Here is a 22,629-nt window from a genome sequence, read left to right on the forward strand (position 1 = left end):
CGTCGACCGGAACGGAAACGCGCATCATGGCCATCCTCTCGGTAGAGAACGCGACAGTGCTTTTCGACGCTCCGGACGGCGGAACGGTCTCCGCCCTCGACCGGGTTTCGGTCAGGGTGGAGCCCGGCAGTTTCGTCGTCGCGCTTGGGAGCTCTGGCTGCGGCAAGACCACGCTGCTGAACCTGATGGCGGGGTTCCTCGCACCCACCTCCGGCCGGGTCACCCACGGGGATCATCCGGTTCTCGGGCCGGGCGCGGAGCGGGGCGTCGTGTTTCAGAACGATGCCTTGCTGCCCTGGCTGAACGTGATCGACAACGTGGCGTTCGGGCTTCGGCTCCGGGGCATGCCCAGGAAAGAGCGGCGCGAGCGCGCACGCGCGATGCTCGACCTGGTCGGCCTCGCAGGCTTCGCCGACCATCAGGTCTGGCAGATCAGCGGTGGCATGCGCCAGCGCGTCGGCCTCGCACGGGCCCTCGCGGCCGACCCCGAATTCCTGCTGATGGACGAGCCGCTCGGCGCCCTCGACGCCATGACGCGGGAGCAGATGCAGGAGCTTCTCCTCGATCTCTGGGCGCGCACCGGGAAGGGCATCTTCCTGATCACGCACGGGATCGAGGAGGCGGTCCTGCTGGCAACGCGCCTCGTCATCATGTCCCCGCGGCCGGGCCGCGTCACGGCGGAGCTCGATCTCGAGTTCGGCCGAGAGGCCGCCGCCGAGACCTCGGCCCGACGCGTCAAGTCCGATGCGGCATTCGTGTCTGCGCGCGAGCAGGTCCGCGATCTCGTCTTTGCCAACGCCCAGGTCTGACGCCATGCCCGACATCTTCGCTATTCTCTGGGCCGCTGCCGCGGCGGAACGGCGGGCCGAACAGCCGGCAGGGCAGGGGCAGGCCTCGACGCGGCGGAGAACCGGCGTGCGCCGGCGGGTCTTCGGCACGACGGCGATCGTGACGACGGTCGTGCTGTTTGCGCTCTGGTGGGCGATCTCCCATGCCGGCCTGGTGCCGCCGCTCTTCCTGCCGAGCCCCGAGGCCGTCGCAACCCAGGCCATACGCGTCGCTGCCGACGGCTATGTCGACGCGACCCTTGCCCAGCATCTGCTGGCGAGCCTCGGACGCGTGTTCGCGGCTCTTCTCGCGGCGGTGCTGACGGCGGTCCCGGCTGGCCTGGCGATCGGGCTGAACCCCTTCGCTCGCGGGATCCTCGAGCCGCCCATCGAGTTCTACCGGCCGATCCCGCCGCTGGCCTATCTGCCCCTCGTGGTGATCTGGTTCGGGATCGGCGAGATCTCCAAGGTCCTGCTGATCTATCTCGCGGTGTTCGCGCCGGTGGCGCTAGCGACGGCCGCGGGCGTCCGGTCCGTCGACCGCGAGCGCATCAATGCCGCCCGGTCCCTGGGCGCCTCGCGCGGGCAGGTCGTCCGCCTAGTCGTCCTGCCCGGGGCCCTGCCAGAGATCCTGACCGGGATCCGCATCGGCCTCGGCGTGGGCTGGTCGACGCTGGTGGCGGCCGAACTGGTCGCGGCCACACGCGGCCTCGGCTTCATGGTCCAGTCCGCGGCCCAGTTCCTCGCGACCGACGTCGTCGTGCTCGGCATCCTGGTCATCGCCGCGGTCGCGCTGGTCCTGGACGTTCTCCTCCGCCTCATCCAACGCGCCTGCGTGCCCTGGCAGGGCCACAGGTGACACTTTTCGAAGGGAACCCCGCCATGCCGGACACGCTGCTTCAGAGCCTCACCGTGACTCCCATCAGCCCCGCGATCGGCGCCGTGGTCACTGGCCTCGACCTGACGCGCCCGCTGTCGCAGGAGACGGTCGCGGCGCTCGACCGGGCGCTGGTCGAGCGCCAGGTGCTCTTCTTCGAGAACCAGCCGCTGACGCCGCGGCAGCATCGAGATCTGGCGGCACGCTTCGGCGACCTGCACATCCACCCGATCTATCCACGGGTTCCGGACCAGCCCGAGATCATCGTGCTGGACACCCATGCCGAGAACCCGACGGACAACGATAACTGGCACACCGACGTGACCTTCATCCGGACACCGCCCAAAGCTGCGGTGCTGTCCGCGAAGCTCATCCCGCCCGGCGGCGGCGATACCTTATGGGCCAGCTCATTCGCGGCGTATGAGGCACTGTCGGAGCCCTTTAAGCGCCTGCTGGACGGGCTGCGCGCCGTCCATGACTTCGAGAAATCCTTCCCGCCCGGACGGTTTGCCACGCCCGAGGCCGCGGCTGACTGGCAGCGGGCGCGGGCGGCCAACCCGCCGGTCGAGCATCCCGTCGTCCGGACCCATCCCGTCAGCGGGCGCAGGGGCCTGTTCGTCAACGAGGGCTTCACCACGCGGATCCTGGGGCTCGGCCAAAAGGAGAGCGATGCTGTGCTGCGCTTCCTCTTCGAGCACGCGAGCAAGCCCGAGTTCACACTGCGCTGGCGCTGGAAGGTGGGGGATCTCGCGATCTGGGACAACCGCTCGACCCAGCACTACGCGGTCAACGACTACCTGCCGCACCGCCGGATCGTCCACAGGGCAACCGTTCTCGGCGACCAGCCTTACTGATCCCGGAGCGCACGGGCAGGGCGCGGGCCGCGATGTCACGCCCGCGCCCCACCTTCAGAACGGCGGTCGCGCTCAGAAGACGAACTGGACGGTTCCGACCACACGGCTGTCGCAGAACTTCGGGCAGCTGTCCTTGCCGATGTCCGTGTCCGTGTAGATGAGGGTGATGGTCGCGCCATCGATCTGGACGCCGGCGCCGAGCGACCAGTCGTTGTAGTCCAGCATCGTGTCGCCGCTGAACATGCTGCGGCCGAAGGACCCGTTGAAGAACAGGCCGAGCGGCAGCTCGGGCGGGGCGATGGTCAGCTCCGCCTTGACGTAGTGGCCGACGAAGCCCGTGCCCGAATAGTCCGGCGTATAGTTATAGGTAAGCGCAGGCTGGGCGAAGTCGCCGATCGTGTAGCTCAGCCCGACCTTGGTTTCCCAGTAGCTGGGGTCGTATCCCGAGGCATTCTCGCCGGGGTAGACATACCGGGTCGCACCCAGGTCCAGGTCCGCGCCACCGAAGCTGAAGACGGTTCCCGCATAGAGGTCGAGCTCGTAGTTGGCGCCGGGGATCCCGAGCGCACCCTCACCGTCGACCTTGGACGCCCAGCCTCCGACATAGGGAGTGATGCCATCAGCCTCGTACTTCCAGTCGAGGCCGCCCTGGAAGGTGGGGCGCACGCCTGTCTGGCTGATGCCGCGGGCGACGTATTCCGTGGCCAGGGCGGCGTTCCCCGAGAACGTTCCGAAATAGCTGCCGCCATCCTCGGCGGCCGAAGCGTTCGAAGCGGCGACGCAGGCGCAGAGCAGCGCGGCCGAGATATGCTTGATCATTTCAGATTGGTCTTCCGGTTCACGCGACATGGGCGTCGGCCCGACGTTTCGGCAGGCGCATGCGGCGCTTCGCACGGGAGCGGCCGTTACGAAGCAGGTGCGCACACCAATTCGGATGTTACCGACGAAATAAACATATCTATGTCGCGCGTGAACGATCGGTTAATCGCGACGAGGAAAATCGTCTTTCAGCCAGATGGCTCGGCCGGAGTTACTTTCCAGATACAGCGGCGCTTCGTTATTACCTGGGCTCATTCGAATTACGAATGATTGACAGTTATTAACGTGCCTGGGGTTCAGTTAACTTGCGATTAAGCCAATGGAACTAGCTTCCCGCACTGCATTTCGTCGCTCGTACGGCGATTCACCATGGGCGATCCGACGCCACCGAGAGCCGCCGTGTCCAGGGAGCGCTGGGCCCGTCTCGCCGGTGCCGGAGGATCTGCTTTCCTCCTGAGAAAGTGACGGGACTATGATTCTACTGACCGGCGGGACAGGCTTTCTTGGCGGTTCCTTCTACATGGACGCGTTCCGCAACGGTTCCGCGGAGGATTGCCTGCTGCTCGTGCGCGGATCCGACGTGGAAGCCTGCCGCAGGCGGCTCGAGGAGAACCTGGCGCTCCACAGCGACCCCGAGACGGCGGCGATCGCGGCCCGCCAGTGCCAGATCCTGCCAGGCGACCTGCAATCGCTGCCCCTGAGCGCCGATCCGCGCCTGGATGCGGTGACCCACATCGTGCACTGCGCGGCGGACACCTCGTTCGAGAGCAAGGGATCCGTCTGGCACATCAATGTCGATGGGACGCTGGCGCTCGCGGCCCGCGCACGGCGCATGAAGCACCTGCGGCGCTTCCTCCATGTCGGCACGGCCTTCTGCTGCGGTGAGTCGCGCCACCTGGAGACCGTCGTCGAAGCCGCCCCGCCGCCGAACGGGAGCCCGCACATCGTCGACTACACCCGCAGCAAGGCGGCGGCCGAGATGGCGCTGGCAGCGGCATTCCCGGACCTGCCGATCGTCGTTGCCCGGCCGTCCATCGTGACCGGCCACACGCGGCTCGGCTGCAAGCCCAGCTCGAGCATCTTCTGGTTCTTCCGGCTGGTCGACCACACCGGAATCCTGCCCTGCCACGAGAACGGCTTCATCGACATCGTGCCGGTCGACTGGGTCTCGGCGCGCCTGCACGACCTCCTGCGCAAGCCGGACCTCGCGCATGCGCTCTACCACGTGTCGGCGGGCGTGGGCGCACGGATGTCGTGGACGGATTTCGCCGCGGCCTTCGCCGCCGCGGGCCATGACGGCACCCGTCCCTACGATTTCTTCGACCACAGGGCGGCCATCGGCTGGAAGCCGTTCGACGAGGCCTTCCGGCGCCGGTTCCCGCAGCGCGACGTGATGCACAGGACGATGGCGATGGGCGCCCGGAAGTACCACCGGTTCACGGCCCAGGACATCGCCTTCGACAATACGCGCCTGCTCGCCGAGGGTTTCGCCCCGCCGCCGCGGTTCGGCGACTATGTCGGCACCTGCCTGAACAGCATCGACGCCTCGATCGCCGAGCAGTTCCTGACCGATGCCGGCATGTTCGGGTTCGACGCGAGCACCGCCGCGAAGGTGCCCGCCTGACCCGCGAAGGGGTGGGCCGGTCAGGCCCGCCCCGTTCCGCCTTCTGCCCGAAAATCCGGTAGCCACGATGCCGCTTATGATCGACACCCGCCTCGGCCCCAGCACGATCGAGGGGCAGGGGCTGTTCGCGACCGAGTTCCTTCCGGCCGGAACGCCCGTCTGGACCTTCGATGACCGGATCGACCGGATCATCGTGCCGGACGACGCCATGCGGCGCAGCTTCCCGACCTTCGCACGCATCCTGGAAAGCCACTGCTGCGAGCTCGGGAACGGCTCGATCCTCGTGTTCGGCGATCACGCCTGCTTCGTGAACCATGCTGACGCGCCGAACATCGGCCGCGCCGTGGCCGACGACTGGCGCGTCTTTCGTGCGCTCCGCCCGATTGCGGCCGGCGAGGAGCTCACCTGCAACTACGAGGAGATCTGCTCGGCCGTCCGTGCGATCGGCGCAGGCCGCTACCTGGGCCTGGTCGAGGCGTGAGCGCCCCGACGGCGCGCCCGCGGATGTCGGAAATGGGCTTGGAAAAGAGTTCGGAGAAGACCGCGACATGAGTTCCCGCCCCGTCAGCACCTCGATCGTCGCCGGCGGCAGCCTCGGCCCGGACGATCGGCGCAGGATGTTCGCGCTCTTCGGCCAGTGGTTCGAGGGATACGGCGAGGACTACTTCGCGCAGGAGGCGGAGGCGCTCGACCACTGCATCCTCCTCCACGACGAGGCGACATCGGAGCTGGTGGGTTTCGCCACGCTCTACCAGACCGTCGCGGCGGTCGCCGGCCGGACGGTCGGCATCTTCCACACGCCGCACTGCGTGGTCGACCGTGCGTACTGGGGCACGAACGAGCTGCTCCGCGGCATGGTCGCCTTCATGTTCGACCAGGCTTTGAGGGTCAGGCCGGAGCTTCCCTGGTACTGGCACTACAGCGCGGTGGGGTATCGCTCCTACCGGTACATGCCGATGCTGTTCGAGCGCTACACGCCCCGGCTCGACCATGCCACGGACGCCTTCGACCGCGAGGTCCGCGACTGGGTCGGGCATCGCTACTTCGGACAGTACTACAAGCCCGCCGAGGGCGTCGTGGACTGGAACTGGGCGGGCTACGGGCTGTCCGGCATGGCGCTGGAGATCAACGAGGCGAAGCTCGACAGCCCGGCGATCGCCGCCTTCCGCCAGGTCAACCCGCGCTGGGCCGAGGCCGTCGAGATCATCTGCCAGGCCCGCCTGTCGGAGGACAACGCGACGAAAGTGGCGCGGCGCTGGCTCGCACAGAGCGGCGTTCTTGCCGGCGTCCCGGGCGGCACCCCGGCCCGGCGAGCCGAAACCGTGCCGGCCGGGGGCGTGCCATGCAGCTGCTGATGCTTTTGATCCGGCATGCCGGCGGCATGCTGAAATGGACGGTGCTGTGCCTGGCGGTCTCCGCCCTGGCGGCCGTGGCGATCCTCGTGATCGTCAATGCCGGCATCGATCCCGCGCTCGAATCCGAGGAGCGCCACCACCTGCTGGTCCTCGGGGCCGGCGCAACGCTGGTCTATGCCCTCGTGCACCGACAGGCGATGCGGCGGGTGTCCCGGCAGTTCGAGGCGATCATCATCGATCTGCGGGAACGCCTGCTGACGCGGCTGCGCCATGCGGAGTTCCTCCAGGCCGACAAGATCGACCGGGCTGCCTTCTATTCCGGCATCAGCGCCGAGATGCGGACGATCTCGTACTGCTCGCCGATCATCGCGGAGATGCTGCACTCCGTTTTCGTGATCGCGGCCATCACGCTCTACATCTTCGTCCATTCGCCGCTGGCGGCGCTGTGCTGCCTGGCCTTCGTCGCAGCGAGCATCGCAATCGTCGCGGCACGGCGCGTCCAGGCCGAGGAGATCTTCACCGAGGCGAGCGAGCTGGAGAACGTCCTTCTCGGCCATGTCGGCGACATGATGGACGGCGCCAAGGAGCTGCGGATGGACGACCGCCGCGCCTCCGAGCTGTCCAGGAAGGTGATGGAGGTCGCGCACGACATTGGCCGGCGGAAGCACGTCGCCATCGACGCCTATGTCCGGTCCGTCGTGGAATCGCAGGCGGCCTTCAACATCCTCATCCTCTTCGTGATCTTCGTCCTGCCGCAGATCGCGAGCTACTCGTTCGAGCTCGTCTCTATCGCGCTGGCGCTGATGTTCGTCGCGGGCCCCGTCCTGACCATCGTGGGGAGCCTGCCGAGCTACATGGGCGCCAACAATGCCGCCATGAACGTGCTGGCGCTCGAGAACCGGCTGCCGGTTCCGCGGATCGTCGAAAGCCACGGGGCCGAATCCTGCTTCGACAACTTCAAGGCGATCCACCTCAAGGACGCGCTCTTCGGGCATCGCAGCCAGGACGGAAGCGAGTACTGGATCGGCCCCGTCAACCTGACGATCGAGCGCGGCCGCGTGATCCTGGTCACGGGGGGCAACGGCTCCGGCAAGTCGACGCTCCTGCGCATGCTCCTGGGCCTGTACAGGCTCTACGACGGCCGGATCACGGTCGATTCCATGGTCGTGGAGCCGAGCACCCTCGGGCAGTACAGGAAGCTCTTCGCGGTCGTCTTCTCGGACAACCACCTGTTCCGGGAGCTCTACGGCATCCAGTCCATCGATGCGGAGCTTGCCAGGGACATGCTCGAGTTCCTCGAGATCAGCGACAAGGCCAGGATCGAGGGGCGGAGCTTCAGCACGCTGAAGCTGTCGGGAGGACAGCGCAAGCGCCTGGCGCTGATCGCCGCCATCCTTGAAAAGAAGCCGATCTGCGTTCTCGACGAATGGGCTGCCGACCAGGAGCCTTACTTCCGCGCCAAGTTCTACCGCGAAGTCCTGCCCCGGCTGCGCGATCTCGGGATGACGGTCATCGCGATCACCCACGACCGGGAATACCTGTCGGCCGCCGACGTCCACTGGCACGTCGAGCGCGGCATGGTCGTCTCGGTCCAGGAGGTCGGCGGGCTTCCTCAACCCGCCTGATCTGCGCTTCGCGCGCTGCGCGGCGCCTGCCGAATGGAGCAGGCGCCGCGCGCCCTCACTCGGACAGCCAGGACCTGATGATCCGGTCCACCGTGCCGTCGGCGATCAGCTCGTTCATCGCCTTCTCGAAGCGCTCGGCCTTCGCGGCCCTCTGCTTCGGAAAGGCGACATAGCGCGGGAAGTCGCCGACCTTCATGCCGACGATCTTCACACGCTCGAGCTTGCCGTCCTCGTCGGCGGAATAGAGCAAGCTCTGACGGTCACCGATCAGGATGTCGACGCGGCCGTTTATCAGCCGGCGGATGTTCGTGGTCGCGTTCGCGCCGGCGAGCTTCGCGATCTCGGCATCGTTGTCGAAGGAAGGGGCGTAGGTGAAGCCGCGGATGGTGCCGACGCGATAGCCGCGGAGGTCCGCGATGTCCTTGATGTCGAAATTCCGGTTGCTCGTCGTCAGCAGCACGGTCTCGCCCGTCCGGAAGGGACCGACCATCCGGTACCGCTCCATCCGCTCGGGGGAGGCGATGAACTGGAAGGCCAGGTCAACCTGGTTGGTGTCGACGGCCTCGACGACCTCGGACCAGCTCATCGGGCGGTGGATCGGCGACACCCCGATCCGTTTCAGGACCGCTTCGATGATCTGGGTATCGACGCCCGTGCGCTTGCCCTTCAGGGTGAAGTTGTAGGGCGGGAAGTTCTGGTCCGACGCGACTGTCCAGAGCTCAGTCGCAGAAGCCCCGGCCGAGGCCATGCCCAGCAGGAGCGCGGCCGCCGCCGCGAGGCGGCCGATCCGGCGGATAGGGAACAGGTGTTTCACGAACGCGCCTTCATGCCTTGCGTGCGAAAGGGATCACGCCGGGACCGCCTCGCGCGCGAGATCCACGCGCAGATCGGCGGACCTGGCAAGGTCCGGCTGACGGGTCAGCAGGACGATCGTGCGCCCGGCCGAGGTCAGGCGAGGAAGCACGGAGGCCAGGAAATTCGCCCGCCAGGCGGGATCCGCGCCGTCGAGGATGCCGTCGAGCACGACGATGGGACGGTCCGACAGGGCCGAGCGCGCGACCTCGACATGCATTCGCTCGGCCGCCGACAACGCGATGCCGTCGCGCAGCGCCGAGCGCTCCCTGGCGCCGAGCCTCATGAGGTCCAGCAACGCGGAGGCCTCGGCGGTGCCGGCCGGCGCGACGCCCATGCCCTGGCCGCCGCATTCCTCGGCGAGGGCGAAGAGCTGCCGAAGCGAAGGCCGCGTCTCGGGTCCGACCACCGCGCGGTCGACCCAGATCCTGCCCGATGCGGGCTCGGCCAGGCCCATGAGCACGTCGGCCAGCCGGGTCTTCCCGGAACCGGCGGGACCCACGATCGCGACGAACCGTCCACGGCCGATGGTGATGTCGAGCGGGGCGGATTCCGCTCCCGCCGCTTCGGGGGCGTCGGTTCGGATCCCCTCCAGGCGCAGTTCCGCGAAGGCCATGAAGCGGTCGTCCGGCCGGGCCTCCGCAAGACCGCCCTCGCGTCCGAGATCCATGATCTGCCTGGCTGCGACGTCGGCGGCGTCGAACAGAGGCATCGTGTTGAGCGCGGCCGAGAGGGGCCCGAACAGGAAGATGGCCACCGCCGCCGCGCCCAGCATCCTGTCCTGGAATCCGGGGTCCACCAGCGGGACCATGAAGATCAGGCCCCCGAGCAGCAGGAAGTAGAGGATCTGCTGCACCGTGCTGTCCTGCGCGATGTCCCGGTGGGTCGAGCGGTGCAAGGCGGCGATCGCGTGGATGTCGGCCAGCAGCCGGCCCTTCAGCCCCCCGCTGGATCCCTGGTCGAGCGCAAGCCGCCGCCTCTGCGACGACAGGCTCAGCAGGGTACGGTAGGCCGAGCGCTGATGATCCCGGATGGCCTCGAACGGTGCCGCCGTGCCCCATCGCCCGAGCGTCCGGCTTGCGGCGATCAGGAGCAGGATCACGGATGCGAGGATGCAGGCGATCTTCGAGACCGCTGCCAGGTAGACCAGACCGCAGAGCACGAGCACGAAGGACTGGACGGCGACGACGATGCAGGCGGCCAACGCCGACGGGATCGCCGGATCGGTCAGCAGGCTGACGGCCTCGGCCGCATGGTCCGCCCGGGACTTATCGGCTCCGGACCGGCTGCCGGCGCCCGCGTTCCGCCCGATGCCATGGATGACCGCCTCGGCCGCGGACTGCAGGCTCTGGACGAGGGTGTCCATGGCGCGCCGAAGCAGAAACGTCTGCGCGGCGTAGAACAGCAGGCATCCCAGGAGCAGGACACCGAGATCGCGGGCAGCCCACCGCGTCTCCGGCGCGGCGTCCGCCGCGAGCGTCACGGTCAGCCCCAGCCCGAGTTCCAGCGCGGCGATGGCGACGAAGGCGGCCGCCATCCAGAGCACGGAAGGCGGCGCATGGCGGCGCAGGAGGATCAGCAGGTGCATGGCCGGTCGTCCCTCAGGCTGCTTCGACGGGCGCGAGGGCAGGCGGCCCGGCGTCGGCGCTCACCGCCCCGGATGGGGCGGCGCGGACGACGTGCAGCCGGCCGTCCTCCATGTGCAGGTGCATGTCGGCGATGTCGAAGAACCTGTCGTCGTGCGTGATCGCGATCACCGTCACGCCGGCATCCTTCAGCATCGGAAGGACGACCCGGTAGAACTTCTCGCGGAAATAGGGATCCTGGTCCGCCGCCCATTCGTCGAAGATGCAGACGGGCCGCCGCTCGAGCAGCGCCGCGATCAGGGCCAGGCGCTTGCGCTGGCCACCCGACAGCATGACGTTGGTGAAGCGGCGATCCCTGATCTGGGCCTTGTGGCCGATCTCCAGGATCTCGAACAGCCTGTCGGCGTAGGCCTGATCGATCTCCTCGATGCCGTACAGCTCCGTGAACAGGTGGTTGTCCGAGAAGACCGCGGAGAAGAGGTCGCGATAGGCCGGCAGGTTCGATGCGTCGATCACGTTTCCGTCGAGCCAGATCGTTCCCCGGTCCGGCGAGTACAGTCCGGTCAGCAGCCGGATCAGCGTCGTCTTGCCCGAGCCGTTGCCGCCGGTGATGAACACGGTCTGTCCGCGTTCGATCGTGACCGTGATCGGGCCGACGGTGAAGCCGCCTTCGCCGGTCGCGTCGCGGTGCTGGTACAGGAGCCACTCCAGGCGCAGCGTCCGAAACTCCCGGAACGGCTCCTGGTCCGACGCGGCCTCCGCATCCATGGCCGCGAGCCGGCGACGGAGGGAGAGGATTGCGCTCGCCGCCGCGTTGACGTTGGCGACGGTCGGCAGGACCGACACCACCGAGGAAAGCGGGCCGATCAGGAACAGCGATGCCGTCGTCGTCATCACGACGACGTCGACGAAGGTCGGGCTGAGGATCGGCACGACGAAGACCATGAGCCCGGCCAGGATGAAGAACATCACCTGGGACAGCGCGAAGTGGCGGGAGTGCAGCATCTGCGTCGTCACGCGATGCTCGGCCACCTCCGTCGCAAGGGCAGTGAAGTCGCGTTCCAGCTCGCTTCCGCGCAGCCGGTTCATCTTCACTTCCTTGAACCCGTCGACGAGATCGTTGGTCCGCGTGACGAGCTGGTTCTCCTTCCGGTACGCCTCGGCCAGCCGGGTCCGGATCTCCTTGGACCGGCCGTAATGCACCATCGCGCCCACAACCGTGCAGGCGGACCACATGATGAAGGCCGTCATGGACAGCCAGGCCATGTAGACCAGCGTGCAGAGGACGAGGACCGCCGACTGGCCCGCGACCACGATCGCGGGCGTAGCCTGGCTGAGGACCCGTGTCTCGCGGCTGATGCAGGCGAAGAGCTCGGCGCGGTTGATGCCCTCGATGCTGGGCAGGCTGGTCTTGCGCACTGCCGCGAAGAGCGCGACGCGATAGTCCTCGATCGTCCGTTCGACGTCGGTCGCGACGCGGCGCATCAGCTTCTGCTGGACGAGGACGAACAGCACGATCGCGATCGCGAACATCACCGCGAAGCGGAGCGTCGCGTCGCGGTCGCCGACGACGCCCGTCGCGGCGTTGATGGTGGCCAGCACCAGCGTGTTCGAGAGACCTGCCAGGAAGGCCATCACGGCCAGGCTGCGGCGATGCCGTGCCAGATGCCGGCTGAGAAGTTCCAGGAGAGGGGGCATTCTTCGCCTTCCGACAGGTCGTCTGCAGCCGTCACTTCGACTTTTCTACGGTCTTCTCCGCCGCCTGCCTGCGGTCGCCCCCGCTCGGCTGATCACCCTTGCCGGGCTGCTCGCTCCTGCCGGCCTGCTCGCCGCCCTGATAGCCCGCCGCACCCGGCTTCGCGCCGGCATCGCTGCGCCGTCCCGCGGTCTCGGCCAGCTCCGCCGGGCGCGACGGCTCGGCGGTCTTGCCCGGCAGATCGGCCCTGGCTGCGGGGGCGGAAGGCGGCGTGTTGGCCGGCGGATGGCCGTCCACGGGCTGCTGCGGAGCGGCGGCGTCGAGGGCCGCGCCCGCCTCGTTGCCGGTGTTGAGGATCAGGGGCAGTCCGTTCTGGCCCGAGCCGATCACGACAACCTTCGCATTGGGCGAGCGGGCCAGCTCCAGGGTCGCCTCGATCCCGCGCCAGCGCAGATAGTTCTCCGTGATGCCGGTGTTGACGGTGTCCTGGAAGCTCTTGATGCCCTGCGCTTCGACCTGCTTGCGCTGGCTCTCGAAGGCCTCGCGCTGCAGGCGGAACTCGTATTCCTGCGCGAACTGGTCCTGCTGGACCTTGCGCTCGATGGAGGTGACGAGAGCCTCGGGCAGGACCACGTTGCGGATCAGGACGTCCTGCACGAAGACATAGCCGCGCAGGGCCTCGTCCGTACCCGCGACACTCGCGGTCTGCTGCGGCGCCCGCGCCCCGATCACCCCGCGGTACATCAGGCGATCCACGAGCTGATCGTAGATCTCCTCCTGGATCTTCTGGCGGCGCTGGGCATACAGCTCGTCCGCCTTGTAGCGGGATATGATCTCGCGAACGACGGAGCCCACCTCGGGAACGATCAGGCTGGTGAGGTATTCGGATCCGACCGTCTGGTGGAGCGTGCCGAGATAGTCGCCGATGAGCCGGTAGCGGATCGTGATGTCCGTGGTCACCACGAGGCCGTCATTGGCGATGGACTCGTAGGAGCGGGAATCCTCCTTGAGGCGCAGATCGTAGATCTCGATCCGGTCCCAGGGGTAGGTCAGGTTGATCCCCTCCGGAAGGGCCGGAAGCATCTGCGTTCCGCCGTGGAAGCGCTTCCAGAGGACGCCGCCATGGCCCGCGGGGATGAAGTAGACGATCGACGGCAGGAAGTAGACGAGCCCGAACAGCCCGACCAGCAGACCGATCATCAGGTTCCGTTGCTGCCGCCGGAACCAGGACACGAGCCGGCTCCCTGCGCCACTGCGGCTGGGCGCGGCCTGCTCCGGCGTGGGGCTTGTGCCAATTTCCGCGTCCGCGGTGACAGACATCCGATGTTCCTTTTCTCGATCCGGGTCCGGGGATCCTCAGGGGCGGAAACGGTCCTGCGCCCGCCCGGTCCGGCCACCATCGGGAAGCCCCAGCCGGGAGAGTCCCGTCCGACGGACCGGCCCGGGCGGCCGTTTTGATCACGTTATGGTTAATTCTTGCTCAACACGGCCACCGGCCCGCGCGAGCCCCGAAAGGGAACTCGGGGCGGAGGGGCCTTCAGGGGCGGGGCGACGGCACCCCTTCGCGCTTGGGCGCCGAGCTGGTGACGACGAGGAACACCAGCGTGACGAGGGGCGTCAGGAAGAGCGAGGCGAGGAAGTACAGCAGAAACCCGCCTCGGCGGTCCAAGGCGCACAGTGCCACGATGACGCAGGCCAGGACGTGGAGGAAGAGGAGCGTCGACATGCTGGTGATCCTCTCGCGGAGGCCGGATCGTCAGGCGACGGCCGGCTTCCGCCGGCGCGACGTCACGATCAGGAGGAGAAGGGCCGCGATCGGCGTCACCAGGAAGGCGATCACGAAATACAGGAGGAACCCGCCCCTGCGCCCGACGCCGAAGAGCGCGACCAGGATGCAGAGAGCGAAATACAGCGCGGGGAAGAGGCTTGTCATGTCGTAGGTCCAGGGCTCCACCCCGGCGGCCGGCATGGGGCCGGTGCGCCGGGGCGGAGGAAGGGTGAAAATCAGGCTGCCGACGGCGTCTCGGCGGTGCGGGCGGCCTCCGCCTCGATGTCGGTGGCGTCCTGCTTGGCCTTCGCCATCTCGCCCTTGAAGGCCTTGCGCATGGACTCGATGTTGAAGTCCAGGAGCGTGCCGCCGCCCTCGAAGTGCTTCGTGAAGATCCGGCCGAGCGCGATGGTGGTGGCGGTCGACAGGCCCGGCATGATCGCGGCGCCGAGCACCGAGCCGACCACGGGGACCAGCTTCAGCGTGGATCCAAGCAGGGGGAGGCCGGTGGCCGCGAAGGGCAGGCCGCCGCCCAGGAGGCCGGCGATGATGATCCGGCCGCGCTCCTTCTCGAAGGGCACGCCGTAGAGCGTCGAGAGCTCGCGCATCATGTTGATCTGAACCGCCACGACGGCCGCCATATCGGCGTACGGCACCGGCATCATTCCGAAGCCTGCCGCCATCGCGGCGTGGTGCTTCACGATCGTCTTCGCGCGTGCGCGCATCTCTTCTTGCTCGGCCATGGTCATCTCCGCCACGTGCTGTGGCTGCTGGAAGTTCGGCTGGTGAGGCGCCCCTGGAGGGCAGACATCCACAGTACGGCGCGCATATTGATGGGTAAAAAATAACCCAATAGTAAAATTCGCATCATTATCGCGTGGGGTGCCGCCGCCCCGAGCCGCCGTCGAATTTGCCGGCCGCAATCAACTTCGCGCACGACAGAAAGAATGTTCCGCTGGCCGATATGAATATGTTTGCGCAGATGTAATGGGGCCAGTAGTCGTCCTTCCGGCCGCGCGCGCCTGATTTTTGTTCGCCCCGTTAACGCAATGCTAATGCCACCCGCCCTTTGACTTTCCTGGATACATGGATGGCGCGGCATGCCCGGCACGGGCGCGGCCGTTCCGCACAGCCTCATTGACCCCGGGGATTAGGGATCGCGATGCCGGACGACGTGCGCCAGAGCGGCGGGGCAGGGGAGACGGGCTTGGTGAACGGGAGCCCGGTGGCCGGTGCCTCGGTTCCGCAAGGGCTTGCCGACGAGGCCGCCGCGGCGATTCTCGGAGGGCGGGGAGATATCGGTGCCGTCGCACAGAAGATGGCGTCGGCACTGGCGGCGCAGGGCCTGCCCGAGCACGGAGCCCGGCAGCTCGCCGATATGTGGATGCAGGCCTTCACGGCCGAGGTCGGCGCATCCGCCGCTCCGGACGCCGCCTCCGCGGCGGCTTCCTCGCTGGTGCAGGCGGCGCTAGCCCAGAGCGGCCGGGCTTCCGCTCCGGCCTCCGTCGACCACGACCTGGCGCTCGCGCTCGCGCAGGGAAGCGACGTCGCGACGGCCCTTTTAGACGCCGGCGTTCTGCCGCCGAACGGCTCGGGCGCGGGCGAGCGGCTGAGCCGCGTTCTCCTGGATGAGCTGTCGGACGGACTCGCGCGCTCGCAGGACATGCCGGCTCAGGCCGGCGACGCGCTTTCCGGTGCGCTCGACAGGGTTGCGCGCGTGAAGGATGCGCTGGCCACCATGGAGCCGGCCGAGCTTTCGCCGGCCCAGAAGCTCGCCCAGTCCCTGGCCACAGGAGATGCGGGTGCCGTCACCGCCACGGCGTCAGGGGCGCCGGGAGGCCAGGACGCCTTCGCTGCCGCGCTCGAATCGGCGCTCTCCTCCGGTGCCGACATCCCGGATGCGTTTGCCTCCGCCACCGTGGAAGCGGCCCGGAGCGTCGAGCGCATGGAGACGCTGCAGGTCTCGCAGTCGGACGGCGACCGGATGCTGGCGGCCCTGGCCGATGGCGCTACCGGGAAGGCGCCGGAATTCACGGCAGGTCCCGCGGGGATCAACGATGCGGCGTTCGCCGCGTCGTTGAACATGGCGCTTGGTCAAGGCACGGATGCCGAGGCGGCTCTCGCCGGATCGCGGCAGGCGCAGGCCGAAGCCGCCGCGGTCGAGAAAGGCGTCGAGGTCCCGTTGAACGCGACCGACAGGCTCGTTTCCTCCCTTGCATCGGGCCAACGGGTCGAGGAAGCCGTCCAGTCCTTCGCAGCGACGGCCGGCGTGGATCCCGGGGCTGCCGGCGCCTTTGCCGCGGCGCTCGGCCCCACGCTTGCCGGTGGCGCGGATCCGGCGCGGGCCGTGGTCGGCGCACAGCAGAGCGCGATGACGGTTGCGGCGAATGCCGACGCGGCGGGCAGGGGCGTCACGGCGGATCCCCTGGCGGTCGCCCTGTCGAGCGGCGAGAACGTGCAGCAGGCGCTGCAGGATCTCGGCGTCACAGGGGGCGGGAGCGCCGCCCTGGCCGAGGCGCTCGCCAGCGGGCGACCGGTCGATCAGGCGCTGGCCGCTGCCCATAGCGCCACGGCCGTCGCGAATGCGAACGCCGCGGCGGCATCCGTCCCCGTGTCGGCCGAGGACCAGGCCCTCGCGGCCATGTCGACTCCGGGTGCGTCCGAGGAGAAATCCGGCGAGACGACGGAGGCGGAGGGCGAGGCCTCCAAGGAGCAGGCCGCGGAAGGCGAGGCCTCCGAGGAGCAGGCCGCCGAGGGCGAGGAGGCCAAGGCCGAGGACACGGAAGCCCAGGCCGATGGCGAAGCGGCCTCCGAGGACGGAGAGGAAGGCAAGGCCGAGAAGGTGGCCGAGGCCGCCGATTCCGAGGGGAAGGCCGATGGCCCGCAGGTGCAGGCGGCCCAGGTCGCCGATGCCGGCGACGCGGGTGCCGGTGCGGCGACGGGATCGCAGCAGGGCCGGCAACCCGAGACGCATGCGGCGGATGCCGGGGCCAAGGCCCCATCGCAGTCCGAGTCCGCTTCCGGATTGCAGGCGCCGGCCTCCTTCGACGCGCCCGCCGCGCCGACGAAGGCCGCGGGATCCCCGCTGACGGCCTACAAGACGGGCTTCACGACGGCATCGGCCGCCGGCCCGGCGAGCGCCGTCCAGGCATTCCAGCAGGCGCCGCCGCCCGTTCAGGTCCAGGTCAGGGCGCCGGATCTTGCCGCGGACTTCGATGCGGCCGCATTCGCCAAGGCGTTGGCGCTGGCGGAGGACAGCGCCGCGCCGGCCGGGTTCACGGTGCTCCAGGCGGTCGAACAGATCTTCCGAACCGCCGATGCGGGCACGAGCCTGGCGGGACTGGCGATCGTCTCCAACCCGGGCTCCGACGGAGGAACCTGGCAGTACAGCCTGGACGGCTCGACCTGGTCGGCCCTTGGCGCAGTCAGCGACCAGGCGGCGCTGGTGCTCCTGAACTCGGCCATGCTGCGGTTCGTTCCCATCGCCGGCTTCAACGGCGATGCGCCCGCCCTTGGCGCGCGCGCCGTGAACGCCGCCTGGAAGGGCGGCTTCAGCGACGCAGGAAAGCCCCTGATCGCCCTTGGCGAGGTCGGCGGGTTCACGGCGATCTCCGGACAGGCCGCGGGGTTCTCGCTTGCCGTGACCCCGGTGAACGACGCACCGGTCGCGACAACGACCACGGCTACTCTCCAGACCCTGGCCGAGAATGCGGCCAGCCCGGCGGGAGCGAGCGTCTCGACGCTTTTCTCCGCCACGTTCTCGGATGCCGCCGACCAGATTGCCGGCGGCTCGGCGGCCAATGCGCTGGCGGGCGTAGCGGTCGTCGGCAATGCAGCGAATGCAAGCCAGGGGGTCTGGCAGTATTGGACGGGATCATCCTGGGCCGATGTGGGCGCGGTCTCGAACGCCGCAGCGCTGGTCGTGAAGGCCTCGGACAGCCTGCGCTTCGTTCCCGCCCCTAACTGGAACGGGACCACGCCAGCGCTGGCCGTGCGCCTGATCGACGATTCCGCCGGCGCCGTCGGCACCGGCGCAAGGCTGGATTTCGGATCCGCGGGAACCGGCGACAGCACGCCCTACAGCGCAGCAACGGTGGCCCTGACCGGGACCGTCGCGGCCGTGAACGACGCACCGGTCGCGACCGGATCCGCGGCGGTCCTCGCCGCGGGGCTGGAGGACGGTACGGACTCGCCGGGCGCGACGGTCTCGTCACTGTTCTCCTCGATGTTCTCCGATGCGGCGGACGCCGTCGCCGGCGGGTCTGCGGGCAATGGCTTCGCCGGCGTGGCCGTCCTTGCCAATGCGAGCGCCGCGGGGCAGGGGTCCTGGCAGTACTGGACGGGGTCCGGCTGGGCCGATATCGGCGCCGTTTCCGAAGCCGCAGCACTGCTCGTGAAGGCTTCGGACAGCCTGCGCTTCGTTCCCGCCCCCAACTGGAACGGCACGGTCCCGGCATTGACCGTGCGCCTGATCGATGATTCGGCCGGCGCGGTCGGCTCCGGAAACGTCGTGAACCTGGCCGCCGCCGGGACTGGCGGAAGCACGCCCTACAGCGCGGCGACGAACGCCCTGACGAGCACCGTCACCGCCGTCAACGACGCGCCGGTCGCAACCGGATCCTCCGCCGCCATGCCGGACATGGTCGAGGATGCATCGTCGCCCGGCGGAGCGACTGTCGCGTCGGTCTTCTCCTCGATGTTCTCCGACGCGGCGGACGCGGTTCCTGGCGACACCGCCGGCAACGGCTTCGCGGGCATCGCCATCGTCGCCAACGCGGCGACCGGCACCCAGGGCGTTTGGCAGTACTGGACGGGGTCGGCCTGGGCGGATGTGGGCGCGGTCTCGAACGCCGCAGCGCTGGTCGTGAAGGCCTCGGACAGCCTGCGCTTCGTTCCCGCAGCGAACTGGAACGGAACCACGCCGGCACTGACCGTGCGCCTGATCGACGATTCCGCCGGCGTCGTCGGCACCGGCAGCAAGGTGGATCTGAGCACGACGGGAACCGGCGGCAGCACGCCCTACAGCGCCACGACGGTGGCGCTGACCGGGGCCGTCGCCGCCGTCAACGACGCACCGGTCGCGACCGGATCCTCCGCGGTCGTGCCCGTCATCCAGGCGGATCCGACGACGGCGCCGGGTGCCACGGTCTCCTCCCTGTTCTCGGGCCTGTTCTCCGACGCGGCGGACGCGGTCCCCGGCGACACCGCCGGCAACGGCTTCGCGGGCATCGCCATCGTCGGCAATGCGGCGACTGCAAGCCAGGGTGTCTGGCAATATTGGACGGGATCGGCCTGGGCGGACGTGGGCACGGTCTCCGGCGCCTCGGCGCTGCTGGTGAAAGCGGCGGACAGCCTGCGCTTCGTTCCCGCAGCGAGCTGGAACGGGAGCACGCCGGCGCTGACCGTGCGCCTGATCGACGATTCCGCCGGAGCGGTGGGCACCGGCGGCAGGGTGGATCTGAGCGCGACAGGAACCGGCGGCAGCACGCCCTACAGCGCGGCGACCGTCGCGCTGACGGGGGTCAACGTCAACGACGCGCCCGTGCTCGCCGATGCCGACCTGACGGTCACCGCCGGGGGGGCGTCGGGACAGCCCACCGGCACGGCCGGGGTGTCGGTCGGGGCGCTCGTGGGCCTGAGCGGGTCGTCCCCTGGGAACGTGACTGACCTCGACCCGGGGTCCGCCGCCGGCATCGCCATCGTCGGGAGCGACGAGACCTTCGGCACCTGGTGGTTCTCGACGGATGGCGGGGCGAGCTGGCAGCGGGTCGGGGGCGTCGACAACTCCGCCAATGCACTTCTTCTCCGCTCGACGGACCGGCTGTACTTCGAGCCCGGCAGCTCCATGCCCGCCAGCATCCCCAATGCCCTGACCATCCGTGCCTGGGACCAGACCTCGGGGGTCGCTGGCTCCAAGGTCGCCATCGATGCCGGAGGCGGGACGAGCGCCTTCTCGGTCGCTAGCGACACCGTCGCCCTGATCGGCAACACCCTGCTGCCGAACGGCTCCTTCGACAGCGGCGGGCTGGACGAGTGGGCCTCGATCGGGACCGTTACGGTTGCTGGTCCGACCAAGGAAGCGGTGATCGACGCCACCGGCGGGCAGCTCATCGCGAACATCGACGGATTCCTCGGGCTGGCGCCGTCGACGCTCAACAATCTGGCCGGCGGCGGGGCCACGACCGGCAGCGCCATGAAGCTGGCCGCAGGATACTACGTCGCGAAGGACTCCCTCCTTACCTTCGACTGGAGCTTCACGACCCAGGACAGTGGCTCCTTCAACGATTTCGCCTTCGTCGTCGTCAACGGCTCGGCGCGGATCATCGCCAGCGCGAATACGGGCGCGAGCGCGAGCGGCACCTTCAAGCTCCTGGTAGCGGCGGGCACGACTCTCAACCTCGGCCTCGGCGTCTCGGACTACGGGGATTCATCGGTCAGCCCCAACCTGCATGTCGACAACTTCAGGCTGATCCCACAGAACGGGGATCCCGTGGTGCTGGATCTCCTTGGGCACGGGCTGAACCTGACGTCCCGGTCGGACGGCGTCCTCTTCGACATGAACGCCGACGGCGCCGCCGACGAGACTGCCTGGATCGGCAAGGGAAGCGCGCTGCTGGCCTACGACACGGACGGCGACGGCCGGATCGCCGACGCGAGCGAGCTGGTCTCGGAGCATTTCCGTTCGGGGGCCCCGGACAGCCTTGCGGCCCTGGCAAGCCTCGACACCGACCGCAACGGCCTCGTCGACGACCGCGATGCGGACTTCTCCCGCCTCCTGATCTGGGAGGACGCGGACGGAGACGGCGTCAGCGCGGCAACCGAACTCAGGACCATGGCAGAGGCCGGAATCCAGTCCTTCGATGCCGTGTCCACGCCGAGTACCGAAGTGGTCGAGGGCAGCCGCATCCTGGGGCGGACGACGATGACTTTGACCGACGGCAGCGTCCACGAGGTCGCCGGCCTGTCCTTCGACGTTCGGCACGCCGTCCAGTCCCTGGTCGCCGCCCATGGCATCGCGGTCGGGAACGACGCTCCTGCGGCGGCGAACGACTTCACCCGGATGCTTGCGACCTCGGTCGGGCTGGCGCCCCCCGGTGACGGCGCCGACGCGACGATCGATATCGCCGCGGCCACCGCTGCATCCACCGAGATCCCCGTTGACCCGCCCCATGACCGCACCGGCCTACAGCCGTCATCGGCGGACTACGCCGCGAGCCATCATTCCTGAGGCGGAGGTCCACGGCCGCTGCCGCGCAATGTCACGGGGGGTCCTATCCCTTTGTGGTAATGCCATCGGCTTAGTCTCTGCACAGATCCGACGAAGACTCCAAGACGCCAATGCGCATGTCCTTCCCTCTCGCGGCCGTCCTGGCCGGGTTCCTGCTCGGCGCGCCCGGCGTGCATGCCGCGGACAGGGATGCCGTCGCGGCGCTGATCGAGAAGGCCGCCGAATCCCATGACAGGATGCGCGCGGCGGAGGCCGCCGCCGATGGCGCCAGGAACGCGCTGCGGGTGAGCCACGGTGGCTGGTACCCGACGGTGTCGGTCGCGGTGAACGGCGGGCGCGAGGTCACGGACAAGCCGTCGCCGCAGACCAGGACGGATCTGAACGCGAACCAGGTCTCGTTCCGCGCGACCCAGCTCCTCTGGGATTTCGACGCGACGAATGCGGATGTCAGGCGCTCCCAGTGGAACCTGATCCGATCCGAGGTCGCGATCGAGCGTACCCGACAGGACCTTCTGATCGAAGGGCTGAGCGCCTACGCGAACCTCGCCCGGGCGCATAACCTGCTCCTCTATGCCCGCCAGTCCGAGGCGAACATCCAGCGCCAGACCGGCCTCGAGGAGGTTCGCCTGAGCGAAGGCTTCGGCCAGAGCACAGACGTGCTCCAGGCCAAGAGCCAGCTCGCGGGCGCCCAGGCGAGGCGCGTCGCCGCGCAGGAGGCGATGCAGAATGCCCTCAACCGCTTCCAGGCCTTCTACGGACATGTCGAGCTCGCGACGGACACAAGGGACGTGCTGGCGCCGCCGAAGGCTGCTCTGCCCCTGACGCTCGACCAGGCCATCGACGAGGCGCGCAAGCACAACCCCCTTCTGCAGGAGCTGGCGCTGAGCACCGCGGCCGCGAAGGAGGGGATCGAATCCGTGCGGGGTCGCAGCCTCTATCCCCGCGTCGAAGGCGTCGTGGAGCGGAACCTCAAGGACAACGTCACGGGACAGCTCGGCCGGCAGTCCGAGACGGTGTTCAAGGTCCAGGTCACCTTCGCGCTCAACGCGGGACTGACCGCGGTCAACACGCTCCGCATCGCGGAAGCGGAGCTGCGCCTTGCGGACGCAACCTGGGCGGACCAGGAGCGGCAGGTTCTGGAGACCGTGCGCAACAGCTGGTCGCGCCTCCAGAGCGCACGGCTCCAGGCCCAGCTCCTGCGCGACCAGGCGAGCCTGGCCGAGGGGTTTCTCGAGGTCGCGCGGTCCGAGCGCGAGCTGGGAACGCGCTCGCTGATCGACCTGCTGGCCGGCGAGACGACGCTGATCAACGCGCGCAGCGATGCCCTGGCGGCCGAGACCGAGGAGGTGCTGGCCGCCTACCGGCTCCTGTCTGCGATCGGCCAGCTCGAGGCCGGCCACATCCAGACTCGCGCGCTGGTGGAGCGTCAGTCCCCCGGAGCGCGCGGCAGCAACGCACAGGGCCGCGATCGGACGGGGAGGGCGAGGTGACGGGCTGCACGGATCGGATGGCCGCGCC

The 22,629-nt window shown here is 68.7% G+C and carries 17 protein-coding genes; 9 read left to right on the forward strand and 8 right to left on the reverse strand.

The genetic code is table 11. From position 1 onward, the window contains the following. Positions 1 to 26 precede the first annotated feature (26 nt). Genes JUB13_RS10145 through tauD form a run of 3 tightly spaced genes read left to right on the forward strand, consistent with a single transcriptional unit; the run spans position 27 to position 2,558 of the window. Positions 27 to 809, forward strand: a complete 783-nt coding sequence (locus JUB13_RS10145) for a taurine ABC transporter ATP-binding protein (RefSeq protein ID WP_207478700.1) — start codon at positions 27 to 29, stop codon at positions 807 to 809. 4 nt (positions 810 to 813) lie between these two features. Further along, entirely contained in the window at positions 814 to 1,686 is an 873-nt protein-coding gene (tauC, locus tag JUB13_RS10150; protein ID WP_207478701.1) for a taurine ABC transporter permease TauC, read from the forward strand. Beyond that, positions 1,683 to 2,558: a taurine dioxygenase gene (tauD, locus tag JUB13_RS10155; RefSeq protein WP_328702911.1), complete on the forward strand. Its 876-nt coding sequence runs from the start codon at positions 1,683 to 1,685 to the stop codon at positions 2,556 to 2,558. The genes tauC and tauD overlap by 4 nt, the downstream gene beginning before the upstream one ends. Before the next feature lie 72 nt (positions 2,559 to 2,630). Here tauD and JUB13_RS10160 read toward each other — a convergent pair whose 3' ends face one another. Beyond that, positions 2,631 to 3,377 carry a TorF family putative porin gene (locus JUB13_RS10160; RefSeq protein WP_207478702.1) on the reverse strand — a complete coding sequence of 249 codons (747 nt, stop codon included), beginning with the start codon at positions 3,375 to 3,377 and terminating at the stop codon, positions 2,631 to 2,633. A gap of 472 nt (positions 3,378 to 3,849) precedes the next feature. Here JUB13_RS10160 and JUB13_RS10165 point away from each other — a divergent pair, with 472 nt between their 5' ends. The 4 genes from JUB13_RS10165 (at position 3,850) to JUB13_RS10180 (ending at position 7,981) form a co-directional block, all read left to right on the forward strand. Continuing rightward, entirely contained in the window at positions 3,850 to 5,001 is a 1,152-nt protein-coding gene (locus JUB13_RS10165; RefSeq protein WP_207478703.1) for an SDR family oxidoreductase, read from the forward strand. A gap of 76 nt (positions 5,002 to 5,077) precedes the next feature. Further along, positions 5,078 to 5,482 carry an SET domain-containing protein gene (locus tag JUB13_RS10170; protein ID WP_236024866.1) on the forward strand — a complete coding sequence of 135 codons (405 nt, stop codon included), beginning with the start codon at positions 5,078 to 5,080 and terminating at the stop codon, positions 5,480 to 5,482. Between the two features lie 67 nt (positions 5,483 to 5,549). After that, positions 5,550 to 6,356 (forward strand): hypothetical protein, encoded by an 807-nt coding sequence (locus JUB13_RS10175; protein ID WP_207478705.1) that lies wholly within the window; start codon positions 5,550 to 5,552, stop codon positions 6,354 to 6,356. After that, a complete protein-coding gene (locus JUB13_RS10180) occupies positions 6,344 to 7,981 on the forward strand; it encodes an ATP-binding cassette domain-containing protein (RefSeq protein ID WP_207478706.1) in 1,638 nt (545 codons plus the stop codon). The genes JUB13_RS10175 and JUB13_RS10180 overlap by 13 nt, the downstream gene beginning before the upstream one ends. Positions 7,982 to 8,036: 55 nt before the next feature. Here the strand turns inward: JUB13_RS10180 and JUB13_RS10185 are convergent, their stop codons facing one another. The 7 genes from JUB13_RS10185 to JUB13_RS10215 form a co-directional block, all read right to left on the reverse strand. Next, entirely contained in the window at positions 8,037 to 8,795 is a 759-nt protein-coding gene (locus JUB13_RS10185; protein WP_207478707.1) for a substrate-binding periplasmic protein, read from the reverse strand. Between the two features lie 33 nt (positions 8,796 to 8,828). After that, positions 8,829 to 10,421 carry an ATP-binding cassette domain-containing protein gene (locus JUB13_RS10190; protein WP_207478708.1) on the reverse strand — a complete coding sequence of 531 codons (1,593 nt, stop codon included), beginning with the start codon at positions 10,419 to 10,421 and terminating at the stop codon, positions 8,829 to 8,831. A gap of 13 nt (positions 10,422 to 10,434) precedes the next feature. Further along, complete coding sequence (locus JUB13_RS10195; protein ID WP_207478709.1) at positions 10,435 to 12,117, reverse strand: cyclic peptide export ABC transporter; 1,683 nt, start codon at positions 12,115 to 12,117, stop codon at positions 10,435 to 10,437. Between the two features lie 31 nt (positions 12,118 to 12,148). Then, a complete protein-coding gene (locus tag JUB13_RS10200) occupies positions 12,149 to 13,435 on the reverse strand; it encodes a prohibitin family protein (RefSeq protein WP_207478710.1) in 1,287 nt (428 codons plus the stop codon). A gap of 217 nt (positions 13,436 to 13,652) precedes the next feature. Further along, positions 13,653 to 13,841: a hypothetical protein gene (locus JUB13_RS10205; RefSeq protein ID WP_207478711.1), complete on the reverse strand. Its 189-nt coding sequence runs from the start codon at positions 13,839 to 13,841 to the stop codon at positions 13,653 to 13,655. Positions 13,842 to 13,871: 30 nt separating this feature from the next. Beyond that, positions 13,872 to 14,084, reverse strand: a complete 213-nt coding sequence (locus JUB13_RS10210) for a hypothetical protein (protein ID WP_207479058.1) — start codon at positions 14,082 to 14,084, stop codon at positions 13,872 to 13,874. Between the two features lie 35 nt (positions 14,085 to 14,119). Continuing rightward, the gene (locus tag JUB13_RS10215) at positions 14,120 to 14,626 is read right to left on the reverse strand and encodes a YcjF family protein (protein ID WP_207478712.1); all 507 of its coding nucleotides are present in this window, start codon (positions 14,624 to 14,626) and stop codon (positions 14,120 to 14,122) included. Between the two features lie 419 nt (positions 14,627 to 15,045). Here JUB13_RS10215 and JUB13_RS10220 point away from each other — a divergent pair, with 419 nt between their 5' ends. Beyond that, the gene (locus JUB13_RS10220; protein ID WP_207478713.1) at positions 15,046 to 21,111 is read left to right on the forward strand and encodes a beta strand repeat-containing protein; all 6,066 of its coding nucleotides are present in this window, start codon (positions 15,046 to 15,048) and stop codon (positions 21,109 to 21,111) included. A 116-nt stretch (positions 21,112 to 21,227) separates the two neighbouring features. Next, positions 21,228 to 22,601: a TolC family protein gene (locus JUB13_RS10225; RefSeq protein ID WP_236024867.1), complete on the forward strand. Its 1,374-nt coding sequence runs from the start codon at positions 21,228 to 21,230 to the stop codon at positions 22,599 to 22,601. Positions 22,602 to 22,629 lie beyond the last annotated feature (28 nt).

The organism is Arenibaculum pallidiluteum (assembly GCF_017355985.1).
GTDB classification, from domain to species: domain Bacteria; phylum Pseudomonadota; class Alphaproteobacteria; order Azospirillales; family Azospirillaceae; genus Arenibaculum; species Arenibaculum pallidiluteum.